Below are 19,415 nucleotides of genomic sequence, written 5' to 3' on the forward strand. Positions count from 1 at the left end.
GTGAGCCGCTCCATCCGCTTTCAGAAAACATCCCCCGAAATCAGAGGGAAAGCAACGCAAAAAGTACGTGAACGTATGATTTTGCCTGGGGAGAGCCAGTTTTTCATCCATCTCAAACTGCCCTTGCTGCTCCGGAATTTTATTATTAAAATCAATCTTATGAATCCACGTGAAGCGTTGCTGGTGCTCAATCTGTTGCCGGAGGTGGGTTCAGTGGGGGTGCGGCGGTTGCTCGATCAGTTCGGCGATGCGCCGGCGATTTTGCGTGCGCCGGAGCGGGCGTTGATGGAGGTGGAACGCATCGGCCCGAAAGTCGCCGGGCTCATCACGCGTTGGGAAAAACACGTGGACCTCGCGGGCGAATTGAAACGCATCCGTGATTTCGGTTGCACGCTGCTCACGCCGGAGGATGATTTGTATCCGCCGCTGCTGCGCGAAATTTATGACCCGCCGATTGTACTTTATGTGCGTGGCAAATTGGCGGAACGCGACCGTCATGCCATCGCGATGGTGGGCACGCGGCAATCGACAATGTACGGCCGCGAAGCGTGCGGTCGCCTTTCCGGCCAACTCGCCGCTAGTGGCATCACGGTGGTGAGCGGTGGCGCGCGCGGTATCGACACCGCCGCGCACGAGGCCGCACTGCGCGCAGGCGGTCGCACCATCGCGGTGCTCGGGACCGGGATGGACATCGTTTACCCCGCCGAAAACATTGAACTCTTCAAACGCATTGCCGAAAGCGGCGCGGTGATTACGCAGTTCCCCTTCGGTCGCCGAGGCGACAAACAGAGTTTCCCCATCCGCAATCGCATCGTCGCGGGTATGACGCAAGGCACAGTCGTCGTCGAAGCCAACCGTGCCAGTGGCGCGCTCATCACGGCCAACTTGGCCGCCGAATACGGTCGCGCGGTTTACGCTGTGCCCGGCCAAATCAATTCCCCACGTAGCGCCGGTTGTCACGGCTTGATCAAAGACGGCGCGCAACTTTGTGAATCCGCCGAGGACGTGCTGGCTGAATTCGCCAACTTTAATTACAGCTGCGAAGAGCAACCCGAGCTGCCGTTGCCCGCCCTCACGCCCGCCGAGCAATCCGTTTATAACGTCCTCACCCACGAGGAAATGCAGCAGGACGAAATCATTCGCCGCAGCGAACTTCCGCCTGCTCAAGTCTCCGTGGCCCTCCTCCAGCTCGAAATGAAAAAGCTGATCCAACAACACCCCGGCCGCCTCTTCACCCGCGTGCGGTGAGGAACACGGATGGACAGGATGGACAGGATGAATTTTTGGATGGAGCTTTCCAATCCGTTTCAAAAATCCTGACCATCCGGTTTAAATCGAAAAATGTACTGACAGCCGCGCGTGTTCTGCGACAATGCTGCCGGTGAACGGCAAACTCTTCATTGGGATTTTTTTTGGATGCGCTGGGTTTGAGGCACCGGCTGCAGTTTCCTTTCCTGAGCTTTCAAAAAATTATCAGCGTACCATTCAGCCTTTGCTGAAAAAATTCTGTCTCGATTGCCACTCCACGGAAAAGGAAAAGGGTGAGCTGGACCTTGAGCGGTTTGGGACTTTGGCGAAGGTGCGGGCGGCGCCGAAAGTTTGGGTGAAGGTGGTGGAGATGATTGAGGACGGCGAGATGCCGCCGAAGAAGGAGGCGCAGTTTTCGGCGGCGGAACGGAAGGCGTTCCTGGGTTGGGTGAAAAATTATCTCGATGCCGAGGCGCTGGCCAATGCGGGGGACCCCGGGCGGGTGGTATTGCGGCGGTTGAGCAGCGCGGAGTACACGTACACGATTCAGGATTTGACGGGCGTGAAGCTGTCGCCGGCGCGGGAATTTCCGGTGGACGGCGCGGCGGGGGAAGGCTTCATGAATGTCGGTGACGCGATGGCGATGTCGCCGGCGCTGGTGCAAAAATATCTCGATGCGGGCAAGGAAGTCGCCGCGCACGCGGTGCTCACGCCGAGTGGCCTTCGCTTTTCGCTGGGCACCTCGCGTCGCGATTGGGCGGATGAATTGCTGTACGGAATTCGCACCATTTACGCGCGGCACACTTCCGGCACGGCTGCGACGGACAAGGTGTACGCGTGGGATCCCGCCGCCCTCAACCGCGCCATGAACACCTCGGGCCGCGTTGATCCGAAGCCGTACTTGGCCGCGCTGATAACGCATCGCGATCGGTTGCAAAAGAATCCGGAGGCGGCCGCCGAAGTGGCGCGAGAGGCAAAGCTAAACGCAAAATATCTCCGGCAGCTGGTTGACTTGTTGGTGGACGAAAACCCGTCGCAACTGCTCCGTGGGATGCGCGATGAGCTGCGCGCGGCCAAGCCGGCGGACGCGGCGCGCCTCGCGGCGGACATTCGCCGTTGGCAGGATCGGTTGTGGAAATTCGATGCGGTGGGGCAAGTCGGGCGCGCGGGACGTTCGAAGGCTTGGATGAATCCCGTGACGCCGCTCTCGGCGCGGCAGGATTTTCGGCTGAAACTGCCGGCGAACGCGAATGGGGAAATCACCGTTTATCTCGCCGCGGGCGATGCCGGCGATGGCGCTGCGGGCGATGTGGTGGTTTGGAGCCAGCCGCGACTCGTGGTGGCGGGACAGCCGCCGATTCCGCTGAGTAGCGTCAAGGCACTCGCGCCGCGCATGGCGATGTTGAAGCTGAACGAGCTGCGGCGGACCGATCAATATTTGAACGTCATCGCCGAGGCCCACGCGAGCGGCAAGCCCATCGAGGCGGTGGCGAAAGGGCGCGGGCTGGACGCGCGGCTGCTGGCGAACTGGGCGGCGGCGGTGCAGTTGGGCAAGTTCGCCCAGCCGGTGGTGAAGGGGCGGTTCACGAAAAAAAATTCCAACATCGGCGGCTACGCGGACATCCGCGGCTGGGGTGTGGCGGCCACGCCGAGCATGTTGGTGAACGCATCGAAGGACACCCGCCGCTTCTCGACGCTCATCGTCCCGGGCCGCAGCGTGCACGTGCATCCCTCGCCCACCCAGGAGGCCATCGTTTGGTGGCGCAGCCCGCTGGCGGGGAAGGTGCGGCTCACCGGATTTTTTGCCGACTCGGACGCCGTCTGCGGTAATGGCGCGGCTTGGCGGGTGGAGCTGATTGGAAGCGCCGGCGCGGCCACAATTGCCAGCGGTGTTTTTGACAACGGCAAGCGCAGCGTGTTTGCGCCAAAACAGGATTTTGCCGTGCAGCCGGGGGACCTGCTCAAGCTCGTGGTCAACGCGCGCGACCGTTCGCACGTGTGCGATACCACCGAGGTTTCGCTGACCGTCACCGAGCAAGCCGGCAAAAAGCGCGTGTGGAATCTCGCGCAGGAAGTGGTCGACCGCATTCACGACAGCAATCCGTTGGCCGATTCTCTCGGCAACGCGGCGGTGTGGCACTTCGGCGAATCGGCCGCGGCCAAGCCGGCGCAGGCCGTCATCGCGCCCGGTTCGGCACTGGCGCACTGGCGCGCGGCGGTGGCGGGCAAGGCTGCGGCGGCGGAAATCAAAAAACACACCACAGCCGTGCAGCGTGTGCTCGGCGTGCAAGGCTTTCCCGCCGCTGATGCGGACAAGGCGTTGGTGAAAAAATTCAACGAACCCAACGGCCCGCTGAAATGGCTCGCGCTCTCCACTGGCAATTTTGCCATAAAGGATATCGAGGCAGCCGCGCCGTCGGTGCTGGAATTCAAGTTGCCCGCGGCCCTCGCCGCCGGCGCGGAAGTGGTGACCACCGGCACGTTGCATCCGGCAAAAGGGCGCGACGGCAGCGCGCAGTTTTTGGTTTCGCTCACCAAGCCGGCGGCCGGTGCCATCTCCGTCCAACCCATCATCACCGGCACGGCAGCGGCCAAGCGAATGGTGCAGGCGTATGACGACTTTCGGGCGCTGTTTCCGGCGGCGATGTGCCACGCGCAGATTGTGCCAGTGGATGAGGTGGTGACGATGATTCTATATCATCGCGAGGACGAGGCGCTGCGCCGGCTGATGTTGAGCGAGGCGGAGGTGGCGGAGCTGGATCGGCTGTGGGACGAGCTGTTTTACGTGTCGCAGGAGCCGCTGCTTCGGGTGGTGAGTCACGAGCAGTTATATGAATTCGCCACGCAGGACCGGAAAGATTTGCTGCCGCCGCTGGAGGCGATGCGCATCCCCACGCGCCAACGCGCCGAGGCCTTTCGCGCGCGTTTGAAAAAGACTGAGCCGGTTCATCTGGCGGCGGTTTTGGAGTTGGCCGAACGCGCCTGGCGGCGGCCGGTGGCGGATGCGGACAAACAAGAGCTGCGCGGTCTGTACGAGACACTGCGCAAACAGGAACTGCCACACGACCGCGCCATTCGGTTGGTACTTGCGCGAGTGCTGACCTCGCCGGCGTTTTTGTATCGGCTGGAACAACCGGCCACGGCCAAGGGCCAACGCTGGGCGCCGGTGAGCAATCGCGAACAGGCCAGTCGGCTGAGCTATTTTCTGTGGTCCACCTTGCCGGATGAACAATTACAGCGCGCGCTGAATGGCAAGCTGCCGGTGGATGACCGCGTGGTGGCGGCGCAGGCGCGGCGGATGCTCGATGACCCGCGCACGCGGCGGTTGGCGGTGGAGTTTGCCAGCCAATGGCTGGGCATCCGGGAGTTTGATCTGGACGATGGCAAGAACGAGAAGCTGTATCCGCAGTTCGCGACTTTGCGTGGGCCGATGTACGAGGAGAGCGTTCGGTTTCTGGAGGAACTGTTTCGCAAGGACGGTTCGATTCTCGATTTGCTCAATGCGGATCACACCTTTCTGAATGAACCGCTGGCGAAGCATTACGGCATCGACGGTGTGCGCGGCAGCGAATGGCGTCGCGTGGAAGACGCGCGGGCGAAAGGGCGGGGCGGTATTCTCGGGATGGCGACGGTGCTGGCCAAACAATCGGGCGCCTCACGCACCAGCCCCATCCTGCGAGGCAACTGGGTTTCCGAAACCCTGCTGGGCGAGCGCCTGCCCAAGCCGCCAGCCAATGTGCCCGATCTTCCGGAGCAGGTGCCCGCGGGGCTGACGGCGCGGCAGTTGATTGAAAAGCACAGTAGCGTGGCCGCCTGCGCCAAGTGCCATGCGCGGATTGATCCGTATGGGTTTGCGCTGGAACAGTACGATGCGATTGGTCGGCGGCGTCCGCAGTCGGTGGACACGAAAACGAATCTGGTCGACGGCAAAACCATTGAAGGACTGGCCGGTTTGCGCGGGTACTTGGCCAACGACCGGCGCGAGGCGTTTGTCCGGCAGTTCTGCAAAAAACTGCTGGGCTACGCGCTGGGCCGCGAGGTGGGACTGTCCGACGAGCCGTTGTTGAAAGCCATGCAGGTGCGGCTCGCGAAGGAAAACTACCGCTTCAGTGTGGCGGTGGAGATGATCGTGACCAGCGAGCAGTTTCGGAGCATACGCGCGGTGGAGGAGTCGAAGGGGAAATGAATCGGACTCGCAGGCTCCTCCCTCCATTGGATTGGCGCTGGAGGGACGAGCCTGCGAGTCCGTTGATTGACAATAACGCAGACGAACATAAACTGAATGGACTAACGCGAAAGAGATCGAAATGATGATGCACACTATTTCACGACGGACGATGTTGCGCGGGCTGGGGGTGACGATGGCGTTGCCTTGGATGGAGAGCGTGCGGGTGTGGGGCGACACGAAGAAGGAGTCGAAGCAGGCCAGCGAAGCGCCGGTGCGGATGGCGGTTTTATTTTCGGGTTGCGGGTATCACTCGAAAGAATGGTGGGCGAAAGGCGAGGGCAAAGACATGCAGCTGGGGAAGGTGCTCGCGCCGCTGAATGAGTTCCGCGAGCGGATGGTGTTCATTCGCGGCCTGTACAATAAGGAGGCGCTAAAGGGGAATATTCACAGCTCGCAAACGGGCAATCTGCTTTCAGGCGCGCCGCTGGCCTCGGGCGGGCGGATTCAGTCGGGCACCAGCGTGGACCAGTATGTGGCCCAGCGTATCGGGCACCAAACGAAGGTGCCGAGCCTGGTGCTCGGTTGTGAGAAATCCAACCCCGGCGTGCACAAGAATTATTCGCTGCTCTACAGCTCGCACATTTCGTGGAGCAGCCCGAACTCGCCCACGCCGCTGGAGGTGTACCCGGCGCTGGCCTTTGATCGGTTGTTTAAAAACAAAACCGAGACCGGCGACCGCAGTGTGCTCGATGCCGTGCTGGGCGATGCCAAGGATTTGCGTCGCAACATCAGTCGGCAGGACCAGCAGAAGCTCGATGAATATTTGAACTCCGTGCGCGAAGTGGAACAGCGCATCGAGAGCGCCGGCAAACGCGGCGAGCTGCAAGGCTGGCGGCCCACGCTCGCCAAGCCGAACATGCCGCGCCCGAAGGACGGTTATCCGCAGGACATCGTGGAGCATATGCGCCTGATGAGCGACATCCTCGTGCTCGCTTTCCAGACCGACACCACGCGCATTTGCACGCTGAAACTCAACAACGATCACGGCACCCTGCGATTCCCGCACATCGGCGTGGATTACATGATCCACCATCTTCTCTCGCACACCGACAACGCTGATTGGCTGAAGGTAAACCAGTTTTTCCTTGAGCAAATGGCCTACATCGCCCGGCGGCTCGACGCCATCCAGGAAGGCCCCCGCACCGCGCTGGACAACACGATGCTCATGCTCTGCTCCAGCATGCTTACGGGTCATCACAATGCCACCCAACTTCCCGTCGTGATGCTCGGCGGCGGCGGCGGTCGAATCAAAGGCGGCCGCAATCTCGATTACCTCAAAAATCCCAACCGCCAAATGAGCCGGCTGTTTCTCAGTATGATGGACAAAATGGACGTACGGCCGAAGGCGTTCGGTGATGCGACGGCTCCGTTGGAGGAGATTTAGGGCGGGATTTGCATTTGCCCAAACTGGATTGCGTCCCTAGCCTCGACGCATGAACCGACGTGATTTCTGCAAGACCGCCGGGGCTGCTGCTGCGGTGGCCGCCACATCGACTCTTCAGGCTGAGGACAAAAAACGCGCTCGCGCTAACCAGGGGCTCATTTACAAATCTGTGAAGTGGGGCGGGAAACCGAACCTGCTACGGATGAAAAGGCTCAAGGAGCTGGGCTTTGACGGCATCGAGGGCAGTGCGCCGGGGATGGATGTCGGCGGGATGCGCAAGGCGTGCGAAGAGATCGGTCTGCCGATGCACGGCGTGGTGTACAACAAGCACTGGAATCAACGATTGTCTTCACCGGACAAGGCGGTGCGCGATGAAGGGCGCACCGGACTGGAGGCGGCGATTCGCGAGTCGAAGGCGGTGGGCGGCTCGTCGGTGTTGCTGGTGCCCGGACGCGTGAGTGGGCCGAACGAGACGCACGAGCATGTTTGGGAACGTTCCATCACAGAGATCCGTAAGGTAATCCCGCTGGCCAGCAAGCTGGGTATTCATGTGCTCATCGAGACAGTGTGGAACGGATTCTGTTACAAGCCCGAGCAGTTTCGTGATTACCTCGACGAAATCAACAACCCTTGGGTGCAGGCCTATTACGACATCGGCAACATGCAGAAGTTCGCGCCGAGCCACGATTGGATTCGCATTCTCGGTAACCGCAACGTGAAGCTGGATGTGAAGGATTGGGGTGTCAAAAATGGTTTCTGTCCGCTCGGCCAAGGCGATGTGGAATGGGATAAGGTCCGCGCTGAGCTGAAGAAAATCGGCTTCAACGGCTGGGTCACCCGCGAAGGCGGCGACGGAGGCGACGACAAGACCGCCGCGTTGATGGACGAGTTGCTCGATCTTTAGCCCGACGCTTCCAGCACGATTTTGAATTCCAGCCCGGAGGGCTTGCGGTTTTGGCAGGTGACGGTTCCGTTACAGGCGGTGACGCAGGTTTTTACGATGGCGAGGCCGAGGCCTACGCCGCCGGTGGCTCGGCCGCGGGAGAGTTCAGGGCGATAAAATGGGTCAAAGATTTTGGGTAAACAGTCTTCCGGCAAGCCCGGGCCACAGTCGGTAATGGTGAGGGAAACGGTTTCGTTTTCGCGCCGGGCGGTTACATTGATGGGGCCGGCGTCGCCGGCGTATTGGATCGCATTGCGGAGGAGATTGCCGAGTGCAAGAGACATTCGCTGCGCGTTGGCGGTTACGGAAATGTCCTCGCTTACCGAAATGTTCATCATCGAGGATTTGGCGCCTTCGCGTTCCATCACGCGGTCGATGATTTTGCGGAGGTTTACTGGTTCTAGTTCAACGGACTTAGGCTTCACGCTTTCCTGCGAAAAAAGCAGCAGTTCATTGACCAGTTCGGACATATGTTCCATCTCGTCCTGCACATTTTTCACGTATTTTTTTTGCTGATCATCCGCGCGTTGATCGAGGATGCCGAGGGCGACTTGAATGCGCGCGATGGGGGAACACAGCTCGTGCGAGATGTCGCCAAGGAATCGCCGTTGGCCTTTGACAAATCCATCGAGCCGGTCGGCCATATGATCGACCGCCTGACCGACGCGGCCAATTTCGTCGGTGCGTTCGGTGCTGACTCGGGTGTTGAAATTTCCTTCTGCAATTTGTTCTGTGGCGGCGGTGATCTCCGCGATGGGTTGGGTGATGTTGCGCACCATTGGCAACCAGAAAAGCACGGAAAGCACCACAGCCAAAATGAGGAGATTCACCCATCGCAATGGATCGGAAAAGAGACCGGCGCCGCCCATCGTGTCGGACACTGTGACGAGCGTGGCAAAGTACTGGGCTTGACTTCGCCCTCGTTGCACCCGGCGCAGCCCGATAAGATTTTCGCTGGGGAGTTCTTCGCTGCCCTCAGCCCGAACCACCACGGGAATATCTACGCCCGCCCAATACCGTGCTTTGGGCTTGTCCGTTTTAATCATAAAAACTGCGGCGGGTGGAGCGGATGGTCGGCTCTTCGGAGGACTCCCACCACCCGGAGTGGGTCTGGATTCGTTGCCGCCCGAATTTGAACCGCTGCGTTGTCGCAGCCAGGCTTCCAATTCAGCTTTGCTTAACTGGTTGTCTTTGTTGGTGTCGGCCCCGGTCATTATTTCTGTGATTTGTTCGGGCCTGATGGGATTTCGCCGTCGACTGAAAGGACTGCTGCTGCGGGTGCCGCGCTGGACAATTTCCTCATATTTTTTGCGCTGATCTTCATCGAGCAACTCATCCATCTTGTCTCGATAGTTCTGCATTATTTTACTGAGCAACTCGCGCGATTGGGTGAAGCGTTCTTCACGGGGTAATTCCCGTAAGGTGGAGTTGGTCCAAATACTACGAAGGGCCTGATCGCGCTCGAGCCTGACAGAAGAGTATTTTTCTTGTTGTTCCTCATTCAATTTAAGTTGCTCGGCCAAGCTTGGCGGTCGTTCACGAGGCGGGCCGGGGCGGGGAAGGGTGGCGATTTTTTCACGAACCGCTTCGGGGATTTTCAGGGAATCATCCACCAGCGATTGGCCGTCAGCGCCCACCAGATGAAAATCCACTTTGTAAATTTCAGAAAACTTTCTCAGCTCATTCGGCCAGTCCTCGCGCAGCCGGTTGGTAAGTCCTCCGGAAATAACCTGAGCGACTTGGCGCACCCGTTGTTCGGATGGGCCAACGAACGGCGAGCCGGGGCCGATTTGAAATTCGTAAACTGCCCAGATCATTGCGCCAATCAGCAACAGGTTCAAAAAGAACCATGCGAAAATTTTGGTAAAAAGTGTGCCGCGAATCTTCATTGGAATTTCATTGCTTGATCATCATGTATCCGATTGAGCGGACGGTTTGGATGAAGGTGGGTGCCTTGGGATCGTCGCCGAGCTTTTGCCGCAGGGCGCTCACGTGGACGTCGATGGAGCGATCGAATACTTCGTAATTGCGTCCGGTAACGTCATCGAGAATCTGTTCGCGCGATTTCACCCGGCCGCGTGCGCGGGCGAGGCTCAGCAGCAGGTCGAATTCCAGCGAGGTTAGCTTCAGCGGCACATCGCCTAAAGCGGCAGTGCGTGAGCCGGGCGAAATCACGAGGTCGCCATTGGTGAGATTCGCTTCGATCTCCGTTGCGCTTCCTGCATCGGTTTTCGATTGAGTCCGCCGCATCACCGCGCGCAATCGCGCCAGTAGCTCGCGGGTGGAAAATGTTTTGGGCAAGTAATCATCCGCACCGATCTCCAGCCCCACCACCCGGTCGGCCTCATCGCCACGTCCGGTGAGCATCAACACGGGCACATTGGATTGATGGCGAATAGCCTTGAGTACTTCAAAGCCATCCATGCCCGGCAGCATCACATCCAGAATCACCGCGTGGTAATCGCCGGCGAGCACCATCTCCAGCCCGTCGGTCCCGGTGTTGGCCGAGGCCACATCGTAACCGAGTGGGGCGAGGTAATCGCCGATCAATTCACATAGCTTCGGATCATCATCGATGATGATAATCGGCGTGGCTGCCGAGGTGGATCCCGGTGCGGCGGCGTCCGGCTGGATGTTCATTGCTTGGCTCATCGCATGGTGCTACCTGCGTCTGGGAGCAGTTTACCCGTTTTTGCACGTTTCTTCCCCAAACTTTACAACACTTTACATTTTTCAGGCCCCGTTCACACAACTTCTTTACATCCAACGAGTCTAATGAATCAAGCAGATGCGATGCATCTTGGCTGACGGAAAACAAACTCGAGGAAAAAAATGAGCACAATGAGCATGGTGATCGCGGGAATGGCCGATTGCGCAACGCGCAATGAAGTTGACGAATTGATCGAATCGGATGCCTCGATCCTGCGCCGTATTCAAAATGGCGAGCCGGAGGCGTTTGAGATTTTGGTTGCCCGTTATAAAAATCGGGTGTTTGGAATCCTCACCCATTACGAGCGCGACGCGCACAAAGTTGAAGACCTCGCGCAAGACACTTTTCTCAAAGCGTGGCGCAATCTGAAACAATACCGCGCCCAATCGCCCTTCGAGTATTGGATTTCTCGCATTGCCAGCAACGTGGCGCGCGATCATCTGCGGCGCATCCAGCGGCGCATTCGCGAAACCAGCTTCGAGGATCTGGGCGAGAGCTCCATCGATTGGCTGAGCACCGGCAACGTGAATCGTCAGCTCAATGTGCATGAAGCGCGCCAACTGCTTGAGTACGCGATGAATGCGCTCACCCCCCTCAGCCGCGTGATCCTCACGATGCGCGAGATCGAAGGTCGCAGCCTGAAAGAGGTTAGCAAATTCACCGGCCAATCCGTCGACTCCGTAAAAGTCCGTTGCCATCGCGCAAAAGTTAAAATGCGCGAGACCCTCCAGCACCTTCAGGAAAAAGAAAACCGCGCCCTCGCCTCAAAGCAAACTGATTGGCAGCTGTTTTTGGAAGTTGCCCCGATGGCTGTTTAGCCGATTCCCACCCCATTTCGCTTTACGCCGACGCTTGCGCCGCTACGCTTGGCGTATGCACTCCCTCGTTTCGCATTCACGAATCCTCGCCCTCTGTATTAGTTTACTCTTCATTGGAAAAACAAATGCCGCCGTCCTCATGGCGGGTGCTGCCAAAGTGGATATCACCGATGAGCGCGGGCCGGTGAACGATCGTCTTTACGCGCGCGCGCTGGTTTTGAAAAGTGGCGGCACCACTGCCGTGTTGGTCTCCATCGATGCTGTGGCTATCGGCGGTATCGGCCGCATCAAGGACGATTTTTTGCCGAACGTCCGCACCAAACTGCAACAGGAAATGGGCATTGCACCGGGCAATACTCTTTTCAACGCCAGTCATTGCCACGGCTTGGTGCATCCGGAAGTGGAGACCCGTACTGTGGCGGCGGTGCGGGCGGCGATGAACAACCTCGTGCCCGCGAAGGCCGGTGCGGGGGTGGGGTGCGAGACGCGCATCATGGAAAACCGTCGGCTCATTTTGAAGGACGGTCGTACCGTGGACGTGCGTCACGCCTACTCGCTGCCACCGGATGAATTGGTCGCCGCCGTCGGCCCGGTGGATCCGGAAATCGGCGTGTTACGGCTCGACCGGCTTGATGGAAAACCATTGGCCGTCGTTTATAATTTTGCCTGTCACCCCATTCAAAATGTGCCCAGCGGCGGCAACACCGCCGACATCACCGGTTTTTCCTCCAAGACCATTGAGGAAAATCTGGGTAAAGATTGTATCGCGCTGTTTGTTCAAGGCTGTGGCGGCGACATTAATCCCATCAATTACAAATCCGTCAACCACCTGCGCAGTGCCGAGCCGCTCGGACTGATGCTCGGCTTGAGCACGCTGCGCGCCGTGCGGGAAATCAAAAGCCAACCCGGTCAGCCGTTGGTCATTCATAGCGAAAAACTCAAGCTCCCCCGCGCTGACCACGCCCCGCGCATTGCCAAGATGGAAGCGGAGCTCAAACAATTGGCGGAGTCACTCAACGGCACGTTTTTAAATCTGAACACCTTTCTGCCACTCGCCGCGAAGCACGGGCTTGCGCCTGATTTCCCCTCGCTCAATTCCTACCGCTACCTGCACGAGCACAAAATGGGCCGCACCGGATTGGAAAAAATGGATGCCAAAAACCGCGCCAATTTGCAGGCGTACATCGCCAACATCCACAAGATGGAACAAATCACCCGCATCAACACCAACCTCCGCCTGCTCAAGCGTCACCAAAAAGACGGCTATGGCTCCGGCGTTAAGACTATTGAAGTCGAAATCGCCGGACTGCGTGTGGGTGACTTTGTGCTCACAACATTCCCCGGCGAATTGACCGTCCCGATCGGTCTCAACATCAAAAAAGCGTCGAAACACAAACTCACTTTCGTGGCCGGCTATACCAACGGCTACATTTTTTATTCGCCCACCGCGGAGCAACTGAAAAACGCAGGTGGCGCGCAGGAGGACAGCGATTGTCTGCTGGCTCCCGCGTGGCAGAAAATCTTCGAAACCAAGGCCGGTGTCATCATCGGTAGATTAACAAAATAAATTTGATCGCGGCTGTTGTGATTTTTTTCCGGCAAGTTCATGCCCCCAAAACGAATGAAAAACATAATCCTATCCATCTTACTTTTTGCAACTTGCTCAGTGCAGGGCGCCGACTCAATATTCAATTTGCCGGCCCGGAATCTTGCGACGCCAGAGGCCGTGCCGGACATTCGAACCGTGAAGGCGGATCTCGTGCTGCCGCCGTTATCTAAAGGAGCGGCTGCGGTCGGGAAACGTGTTAAACAAACTCATTCCGATTGGCGGGATACGAAAATTTACCATGTGCTGTTCCTGCCGCGAGATTGGAAGCCTGAAGCAAAGCTGCCCGTGATCGTGGAATTTGCCGGCAACGGACCTTATCGAAGCCGGTTTGGCGATGTGAGCACCGGCAAACCGGAGGGCAGCAAAATGGGTTTAGGAATTTCTGGAGGCAACGGGTTCATTTGGGTTTGCCTGCCCTACCTGAATCATACCGGCACACGCAACGTAACGCAATGGTGGGGCGATGCGCCGAAATACGATGTGCGACCCACGGTGGAGTATTGCAAAAAAACGGTGCCGTGGATTTGCAAACAATACGGAGGCGATCCCGGGCGCGTCATCCTCTGCGGTTTCTCACGCGGGGCAATCGCCTGTAATTTTGTGGGGCTTCATGACGACGCGATCGCCAAGCTTTGGTGCGCGTTCATCCCCTATAGTCATTACGACGGCGTGAATGAGCGTTGGGGGTATCCCGGCGCGGATCGCAAATCGGCTTTGATCCGGCTCAAGCGTTTGGGAGATCGACCGCAGTTGATCTGTCACGAAGGTAACGGCATCGCGGCTACCCGGCGTTGGGTGGAATCCACCGGGATCAAGAGCCCGATTACGTTTCGCTCCACGGGTTTTCGCAACCACAACGACGCCTGGCTGTTGCGCCCCAGCTCCTCCCGCTCGGCATTGCGTCACTGGTTGGGCAGTACATTGGCAAATTAGCCGTTGCATGGTATGGGCCGCTAAGGTAGGTTCATCAGCCATGAAACCCATTAAACATTACTCCACCCGCATGGCGCTGGCCGTCATGTTTTCCACGCTGTTCGTGAGCACCGCCCTAGCCGAAGAAGGCTGGTTGGTGGACTTCGAAAAAGCCAAAGCCCAAGCCGCCAAGGAAGGCAAACCCATCCTGATGGAATTCACCGGTTCAGACTGGTGCCCGCCCTGCAAAGCACTGCACAAAAACGTGTTGGTGAAAGACATCTTCAAAAATGAAATGCCCAAGCATTACATTTTGCTGAAGCTCGACAGCCCGCGCGATAAATCCAAAACCACCGACGCGGAAAAGGCCCAGTACAAAGAACTATCTGCCCATTACAAAGTGCGCGGCGTGCCGTCGATTTTCCTAACCGACGCTGAAGGCAAACCCTTCTTTTCCAACTCCGGCTATGGCGGCCAATCCGCTGATGAATGGGTGGAACAAATGGTCGGCAAATCCCGCATCCCCAAAGCATTGGCCCAAGCTGAAAAAGCCAAGGGCATTGAGCGGGCTAAACTACTCGACACTGCGCTGACGCTGATGGGTTCCAAATTCGCCAACGAAAGCCACAGTGAAAAGATTGATGAAATCATCAAGCTCGATGCAAAGAATAAAGCCGGCCTCAAAGTTAAATACGAAGGCGCCCGTAAGGCTGCCGTTTTCAAGGATGCGCTCACGCAAATCATGAGCGACAATCGCGGCGCCAAGACCGAGGTGCTGATTGCCAAAGTCGATGCTCTGGTGAACAAAGAAAAAGCCACCGGTGAATCCCTGCAACAAGCATTGTTTATGCAATCCTCCATTATGTTCCAAGCCAAGAAAAAGGATGAAGCCGAGAAGCTCCTGATCAAGGCCCAAAAAGCCGCACCCAAGAGCGATACGGCCAAGCGCATTGATCAAATACTGAAACAATACTTCGGCAAGAAAAACTCCATCTAAGCACCGATCACCAAACCCAAATTCACCCAACGGGGCAGGGCAACCTGCCCCGTTTTTTATCGGCCCCTGTCAATAGTTCCCGCTTGCCGCGCGTATCCACATTCGCCACAAATGCTGCAGGAGGTTTTATGGATCGCATTAGGGAATACACTCAGGAAAATTTACCCATTATCATTCATGTTTGGGGGCCGAAAATTTTAATGGCGGCCGCGCTGCTCTTTGTCTTTTGGATTGCCTCACGCATTGTCCGCAAAACCATCTCCGCCGCCGGCGAGAAAGCCTCCCTTGATTATTCCGTCGTGCGCCTGTTGGCGATGGCCGCCCGTGTCACGCTGTTGGTCGCCGGCCTCATCACCGCGCTCGGCACACTGGGCGTGGATGTCTCTGCCCTTGTCGCTGGCCTTGGTCTCACCGGTTTCGCCCTCGGCTTCGCGGTGAAAGACACCATCTCCAACATCCTCGCCGGTGTGTTGCTGCTCGTCTACCGCCCCTTTTCCAAACAGGATTTCGTGGAAGTCAAAGGCATGTCCGGCGAAGTCACCGCCATCGACCTTCGCTACACCACCCTGCAACACGCCGGCCAAAAAATCCTCCTCCCCAATTCCCTCCTCTTCACCAACCCCATCACCATCGGCAAAGCCGAGAGCGACGAAGGTTAGAGCGACGAAGGTTAGAGCGACGAAGGTTAGATCGACGAAGGTTAGATCGACGAAGGTTAGATCGACGAAGGTTAGATCGACGAAGGTTAGATCGACGAAGGTTAGATCGACGAAGGTTAGATCGACGAAGGTTAGGGCGTAACGGATTGGGCACCAAGGTAGGGCGTGCTCTCCGAGCGCGCCAAGGCGGTTTCGGAGAAACCGCCCTACCTATCTATGCGGGCAGAGGAAATTACAGTTTTACGGACTGATCTCCTGCGGCTTTTTTTGACTTTGGCTCGAGTCCGTTCAGGGTTTTAGAATTTGAGGCATCCGGCTTTTGCATTCCGATTTTTACGGTGTGTTTTCCTTTGGAATAGACGCGGGGTTGGAAGCGGTTGTTTTGGGCGCGGGCGGTGTAGAGGATTTCGCCGGTTTTTTCTTCGATGACTTGGATGACGGGGTTTTGGCCTTTTCCGAATTTGAGTTCGGGCAACCAGCCGGTGACTTTGCGGCCGTCGTTGGCTTCTTCGGCGACGGTGATGGGCCAACCCGGGTATTGAGCTTTATCGCCATCGGCCACATCGCAAAAGCGCGGCCAACATTCGAAGGTGACTTTGCGCGTCTTTTTGTTAAAGCGTGCGATGCCGTAGCCATCGGCGCGTTTCTTTTCGTCGTTGCGATCTTCCGGATTGGCGTAGGCCATCATGGAAATCTTGTTGCCAAGGCCGTCCTTGTAATCGCCAGTCCACGGTAGCGGACTGTTCGGCACGGGATTGGGCCCCGCCTTTTCGTCGAGCGGATGCCACCAGCGACCGTAAATAGTATTCACCAAGGCGGGCCCGGTGAAGCCGTACGGACCGTCGCCGTGTTCTTTGATGCCGTGTTTGACGACGACGGCGAGGTGTTGATCACCGCACAAATGCACGGCGCGGGCGCGCCGGATGATTTCCAACGCGCGTCGGCTCGGCGTTTGCGGCCAGCCATTGCAATCGAGGTCGGCCAGCAGCCGGCTGTTGGGGCCGCCGTGCATATGGACGGCACCGCAGAACGCGGTTTGGGACAGAACACATTTCATTTCGGCGTCGGTCCAGTCGGCAGTCCAGTCGTTGAGGAATTTTTCCTGTCGCGGGCCGAGTAATTCTAATCCGGGCAAATCGATTCTATTGGGATCGTATTTCGGATCGTTAATGTGATCGGGGCGCGGGCCCATCTTTGGGATTTTGCCGGCGGGGCCAGTTTTGAATTTGCGATCCTCAAGGATGGCGAAATCCACGCCGCCGACGTTGAGGCGTGTGTAGTACACGCCGATGTTGCGATCCACGGGCGTGGGGTCGGCGGGGTCGGGCAGGTTGGAGGTTTGTTGGCGCTGGACTTGGTTGACGTATTTGACCGGATATTTATAACCGCCATCGGCATCGCCCGGGATGGTGGACTGCTTGCCGCTTTCGCCCCAGACGTTGCCGTGGCCCACGTCGTGGTCGTCGGGAATACAAATGGCGGGGCGATCGCGAATGATGTCGCGATATTGCATGCCGAACTCAATCCAGCCGGTGGTATGCTCGGTGTGGCGGTAGTGTTGGTCGCCGCCGAAGTACAGCAGATCGGGATCGTGATGGCGGAGGTTGTCGACGATTTCTTTGCGCGGCCCGCCGGTGCGGCTGGAGTTGCAGGAAAGATTGGCGACAACGATGGTTTCTTTTTCTGACGGATCACGCCGGATTAGCCCCTCGAAATTTGCCTTCGCGCCGTGCCGCACGCGGTAGGGCACGTTCTGCGTGTTATCCCATTTTTCGATGCGAAAATGCGCATCCCAGCCGGGATAAAGCACTTCCGCCTTGGCGGCCTCGACCCACAACCCGTTGCGCTTGAACTCCAGGCGCGCCTCGCGTTTCTCGCCGGGCTTGAGCGGGAAAAGTTGGCCGGTAATTTTCAGCACGCCGTTCTGATGCGTGTAAACCGCAAACGCCACCACTTCATCGCGCGGCACATTGAGATTGGGCGCGGCGGCTTTGCGTCCACCCTTGAGAGGCACGCCGAGATTGCTCGGGCGTTTCCACCACTCACCGGTGGTCAATGATTCCAGCCGCGCGAAGCCCTTGCCGAATGGTTTGAGAGCGTCCTGCGCCAGCAGCATTTCGTGGGAGACCACCAGCGCGCCGGCACCGGCGGCAGTTATTTTCAACGCCGTGCGGCGTGTGATTTTTTTGTCGTTCATTGTTAAAAAATTATTTACGGCGCGGTGCGCGTTTGGGTTTGTGGATTCCGCCCTTGGGCATGATGGGGCTGGCCCAACCGGCGAGGTCGGCGGGCTTCACATTTTGCGCCTCCCCGCCAAAGGTGAATGGCGTGGGCTGATACGGGCCGACGAAATCGACGTTCATGTCCGCTTTGATTTCCTTCTCCATGCCCATGCACCAGAAGACGCCGTTGATGATGCAGCGGCGCACGCCTTCGCTGATGATATCTTCCGAGGCGCCCTGCGTGCTTGCAAACACGCGGCCTTTCTTGCCGGAGGTCGATTTGTATTCGCGCACCCAAATGCTCGGGCTGGGCGGCTTGTTGGCCAGCGGTTTGCCGTCGGGTTTCATCGAGTCGAGCACTTGATTCTTGCCGAGGATAATCGATCCCTCAATCGGCACCGCGCTGTACGCGCCGGCCAAGGCGTGCATGTCCTTCACGCCGCGCACCACGGGATGGTCCTTGTGTTCCGGCACGACAAACATCGCCGTGCTGTAGCGGTGGTTGCTGCCGTAATGGCCCGCCCCTTCGCGCGGCCGCCACGTCTCGCCGAGGATTTGCCGGCCGAACCCCCAGTCGAAGGATTCATTGCGCGAGTTATAATTGTAATTAGCGTACTTGCCCTTGAGACCATTGAAGGCGTGCGTGGTGGTGCGTAGTCCCAGCACCGGACCGCCGCGATCGAGATAGCCGGCGAACTGTTTCATCCACGCATCGTTCGGCGCTAGGAAGCGCATGAAACAAAACATCAAGTCCGCATCCTTGAGGGCCTCAATCCCGGGGACATCCGAGGAGCCCGCCTTGATGTGGCCCTTGTCATCCAAGCCAAAGAGCACGGTGCACTTGAAGCCATAGCGCTTGGCCAAAATGCGCGCGATGGCCGGGCAGGTTTCCTCGCCGCGATATTCGTGGTCGCTGGCGATGAAGACGATGTGTTTACCCTTGCCGGGCCCTTCAGTGCCCTCATAAACCAGCGGTCCGGCCACAGCGAAGGTGGCCAATTGCAGGAAGAGAGCGAGTGCGATATGGATGGTTTTCATTTTTTAAATTGAGTTATTTGAGTTGGAGAATGCCGAGCTTGCGATAGTCGATCGCCATGTTGCGGTTGCCGTGCAGTTGAATGCCGATGGGGCCTTCCTTGATGGCCGAGTCGCTTTTGTAGGTCATCACCTTTTCGCCCTGCAACCACACGGTGTATTCCTTGCCGATGGCCTGAATGCGCATGCGGTTCCAGTCCTTTGCCTTCAGCAGTTTCTTGATATTCTTGGCCTCCACCGGATAGCCCTTGCCGGGGATGTAGGGCGAGCAGGTCATGTCGCGCTTGAGCGAGCCGCTGATGCCGATCTGAATCTGGTCGGCATTGCGCACGTGCACGCCGCTGTCCACCACGCCTTCGCCAAAGCGGAACTCCAGCTCCATCATGAAATTGCCGTACTTCTTTTCCGTCCAAAGCACCGAGCCCTTCTTCTTCGGCCCACTTTGAATTTTCAATACGCCATCGACCGCCTTGTACCAACCGGCCGCGTCATTGCCTGCGGGCACTTTCCAGCCGGAAAGATCCTTGCCGTTAAACAGGGGTTGAAGAATCGGCTCCGCCAATGCCCCGCCGGCCAACCCGACCCACAACAACACACCCAAAAGCTTGGAGTACATGCGCGCAGTGTGCCCGATCCATTCCGCGAATCAA

15 protein-coding genes are annotated in these 19,415 nt (G+C 58.0%); 9 read left to right on the forward strand and 6 right to left on the reverse strand.

Going from position 1 to position 19,415, the window contains the following annotated elements:
• The first annotated feature begins 159 nt into the window (after positions 1–159).
• From dprA to H8E27_11000, 4 genes are all read left to right on the forward strand, one after another.
• Entirely contained in the window at positions 160–1,248 is a 1,089-nt protein-coding gene (dprA, locus tag H8E27_10985) for a DNA-protecting protein DprA (GenBank protein MBC8326135.1), read from the forward strand.
• Positions 1,249–1,492: 244 nt separating this feature from the next.
• Complete coding sequence (locus tag H8E27_10990) at positions 1,493–5,434, forward strand: DUF1592 domain-containing protein (GenBank protein MBC8326136.1); 3,942 nt, start codon at positions 1,493–1,495, stop codon at positions 5,432–5,434.
• Between the two features lie 175 nt (positions 5,435–5,609).
• Positions 5,610–6,860 carry a DUF1552 domain-containing protein gene (locus H8E27_10995; GenBank protein MBC8326137.1) on the forward strand — a complete coding sequence of 417 codons (1,251 nt, stop codon included), beginning with the start codon at positions 5,610–5,612 and terminating at the stop codon, positions 6,858–6,860.
• Positions 6,861–6,909: 49 nt separating this feature from the next.
• Positions 6,910–7,764 (forward strand): sugar phosphate isomerase/epimerase, encoded by an 855-nt coding sequence (locus tag H8E27_11000; protein ID MBC8326138.1) that lies wholly within the window; start codon positions 6,910–6,912, stop codon positions 7,762–7,764.
• Here H8E27_11000 and H8E27_11005 read toward each other — a convergent pair.
• Together H8E27_11005 and H8E27_11010 are read right to left on the reverse strand one after the other, a co-directional pair.
• Positions 7,761–9,692: a HAMP domain-containing histidine kinase gene (locus H8E27_11005; GenBank protein MBC8326139.1), complete on the reverse strand. Its 1,932-nt coding sequence runs from the start codon at positions 9,690–9,692 to the stop codon at positions 7,761–7,763. The two genes, H8E27_11000 and H8E27_11005, sit on opposite strands and share 4 nt — an antisense overlap.
• Before the next feature lie 7 nt (positions 9,693–9,699).
• A complete protein-coding gene (locus H8E27_11010) occupies positions 9,700–10,443 on the reverse strand; it encodes a response regulator transcription factor (GenBank protein MBC8326140.1) in 744 nt (247 codons plus the stop codon).
• 201 nt (positions 10,444–10,644) lie between these two features.
• Here H8E27_11010 and H8E27_11015 point away from each other — a divergent pair, with 201 nt between their 5' ends.
• The 5 genes from H8E27_11015 to H8E27_11035 all read left to right on the forward strand — a co-directional run bounded on the left by H8E27_11015 (position 10,645) and on the right by H8E27_11035 (position 15,508).
• The gene (locus H8E27_11015; protein ID MBC8326141.1) at positions 10,645–11,331 is read left to right on the forward strand and encodes a sigma-70 family RNA polymerase sigma factor; all 687 of its coding nucleotides are present in this window, start codon (positions 10,645–10,647) and stop codon (positions 11,329–11,331) included.
• Positions 11,332–11,488: 157 nt separating this feature from the next.
• Entirely contained in the window at positions 11,489–12,898 is a 1,410-nt protein-coding gene (locus tag H8E27_11020; protein ID MBC8326142.1) for a hypothetical protein, read from the forward strand.
• Between the two features lie 159 nt (positions 12,899–13,057).
• A complete protein-coding gene (locus H8E27_11025) occupies positions 13,058–13,873 on the forward strand; it encodes a hypothetical protein (protein ID MBC8326143.1) in 816 nt (271 codons plus the stop codon).
• A gap of 40 nt (positions 13,874–13,913) precedes the next feature.
• On the forward strand, positions 13,914–14,849 hold the full coding sequence (locus tag H8E27_11030; GenBank protein ID MBC8326144.1) for a thioredoxin family protein: 936 nt from the start codon (positions 13,914–13,916) through the stop codon (positions 14,847–14,849).
• A 128-nt stretch (positions 14,850–14,977) separates the two neighbouring features.
• Complete coding sequence (locus tag H8E27_11035) at positions 14,978–15,508, forward strand: mechanosensitive ion channel (GenBank protein MBC8326145.1); 531 nt, start codon at positions 14,978–14,980, stop codon at positions 15,506–15,508.
• Here the strand turns inward: H8E27_11035 and H8E27_11040 are convergent.
• From H8E27_11040 to H8E27_11055, 4 genes are all read right to left on the reverse strand, one after another.
• Positions 15,474–15,662 carry a pentapeptide repeat-containing protein gene (locus tag H8E27_11040; protein ID MBC8326146.1) on the reverse strand — a complete coding sequence of 63 codons (189 nt, stop codon included), beginning with the start codon at positions 15,660–15,662 and terminating at the stop codon, positions 15,474–15,476. The two genes, H8E27_11035 and H8E27_11040, sit on opposite strands and share 35 nt — an antisense overlap.
• A gap of 78 nt (positions 15,663–15,740) precedes the next feature.
• Positions 15,741–17,705, reverse strand: a complete 1,965-nt coding sequence (locus H8E27_11045) for a hypothetical protein (GenBank protein MBC8326147.1) — start codon at positions 17,703–17,705, stop codon at positions 15,741–15,743.
• 10 nt (positions 17,706–17,715) lie between these two features.
• Positions 17,716–18,768, reverse strand: a complete 1,053-nt coding sequence (locus H8E27_11050; GenBank protein ID MBC8326148.1) for a hypothetical protein — start codon at positions 18,766–18,768, stop codon at positions 17,716–17,718.
• Between the two features lie 13 nt (positions 18,769–18,781).
• Entirely contained in the window at positions 18,782–19,381 is a 600-nt protein-coding gene (locus tag H8E27_11055) for a DUF1080 domain-containing protein (GenBank protein MBC8326149.1), read from the reverse strand.
• Positions 19,382–19,415 lie beyond the last annotated feature (34 nt).

The sequence above is a fragment of the Limisphaerales bacterium genome (assembly GCA_014382585.1).
Lineage (GTDB): Bacteria > Verrucomicrobiota > Verrucomicrobiia > Limisphaerales > UBA1100 > JACNJL01.

Coding starts and splice junctions, on each gene's coding strand:
- H8E27_11030 (MBC8326144.1), top strand. CDS start 13,914: ATGAAACCCATTAAACATTACTCCACCCGCATGGCGCTGGCCGTCATG.
- H8E27_11000 (MBC8326138.1), top strand. CDS start 6,910: ATGAACCGACGTGATTTCTGCAAGACCGCCGGGGCTGCTGCTGCGGTG.
- dprA (MBC8326135.1), top strand. CDS start 160: ATGAATCCACGTGAAGCGTTGCTGGTGCTCAATCTGTTGCCGGAGGTG.
- H8E27_11005 (MBC8326139.1), bottom strand. CDS start 9,692: ATGAAGATTCGCGGCACACTTTTTACCAAAATTTTCGCATGGTTCTTT.
- H8E27_11010 (MBC8326140.1), bottom strand. CDS start 10,443: ATGAACATCCAGCCGGACGCCGCCGCACCGGGATCCACCTCGGCAGCC.
- H8E27_11050 (MBC8326148.1), bottom strand. CDS start 18,768: ATGAAAACCATCCATATCGCACTCGCTCTCTTCCTGCAATTGGCCACC.
- H8E27_11015 (MBC8326141.1), top strand. CDS start 10,645: ATGAGCATGGTGATCGCGGGAATGGCCGATTGCGCAACGCGCAATGAA.
- H8E27_11055 (MBC8326149.1), bottom strand. CDS start 19,381: ATGTACTCCAAGCTTTTGGGTGTGTTGTTGTGGGTCGGGTTGGCCGGC.
- H8E27_11035 (MBC8326145.1), top strand. CDS start 14,978: ATGGATCGCATTAGGGAATACACTCAGGAAAATTTACCCATTATCATT.
- H8E27_11045 (MBC8326147.1), bottom strand. CDS start 17,705: ATGAACGACAAAAAAATCACACGCCGCACGGCGTTGAAAATAACTGCC.
- H8E27_10995 (MBC8326137.1), top strand. CDS start 5,610: ATGGCGTTGCCTTGGATGGAGAGCGTGCGGGTGTGGGGCGACACGAAG.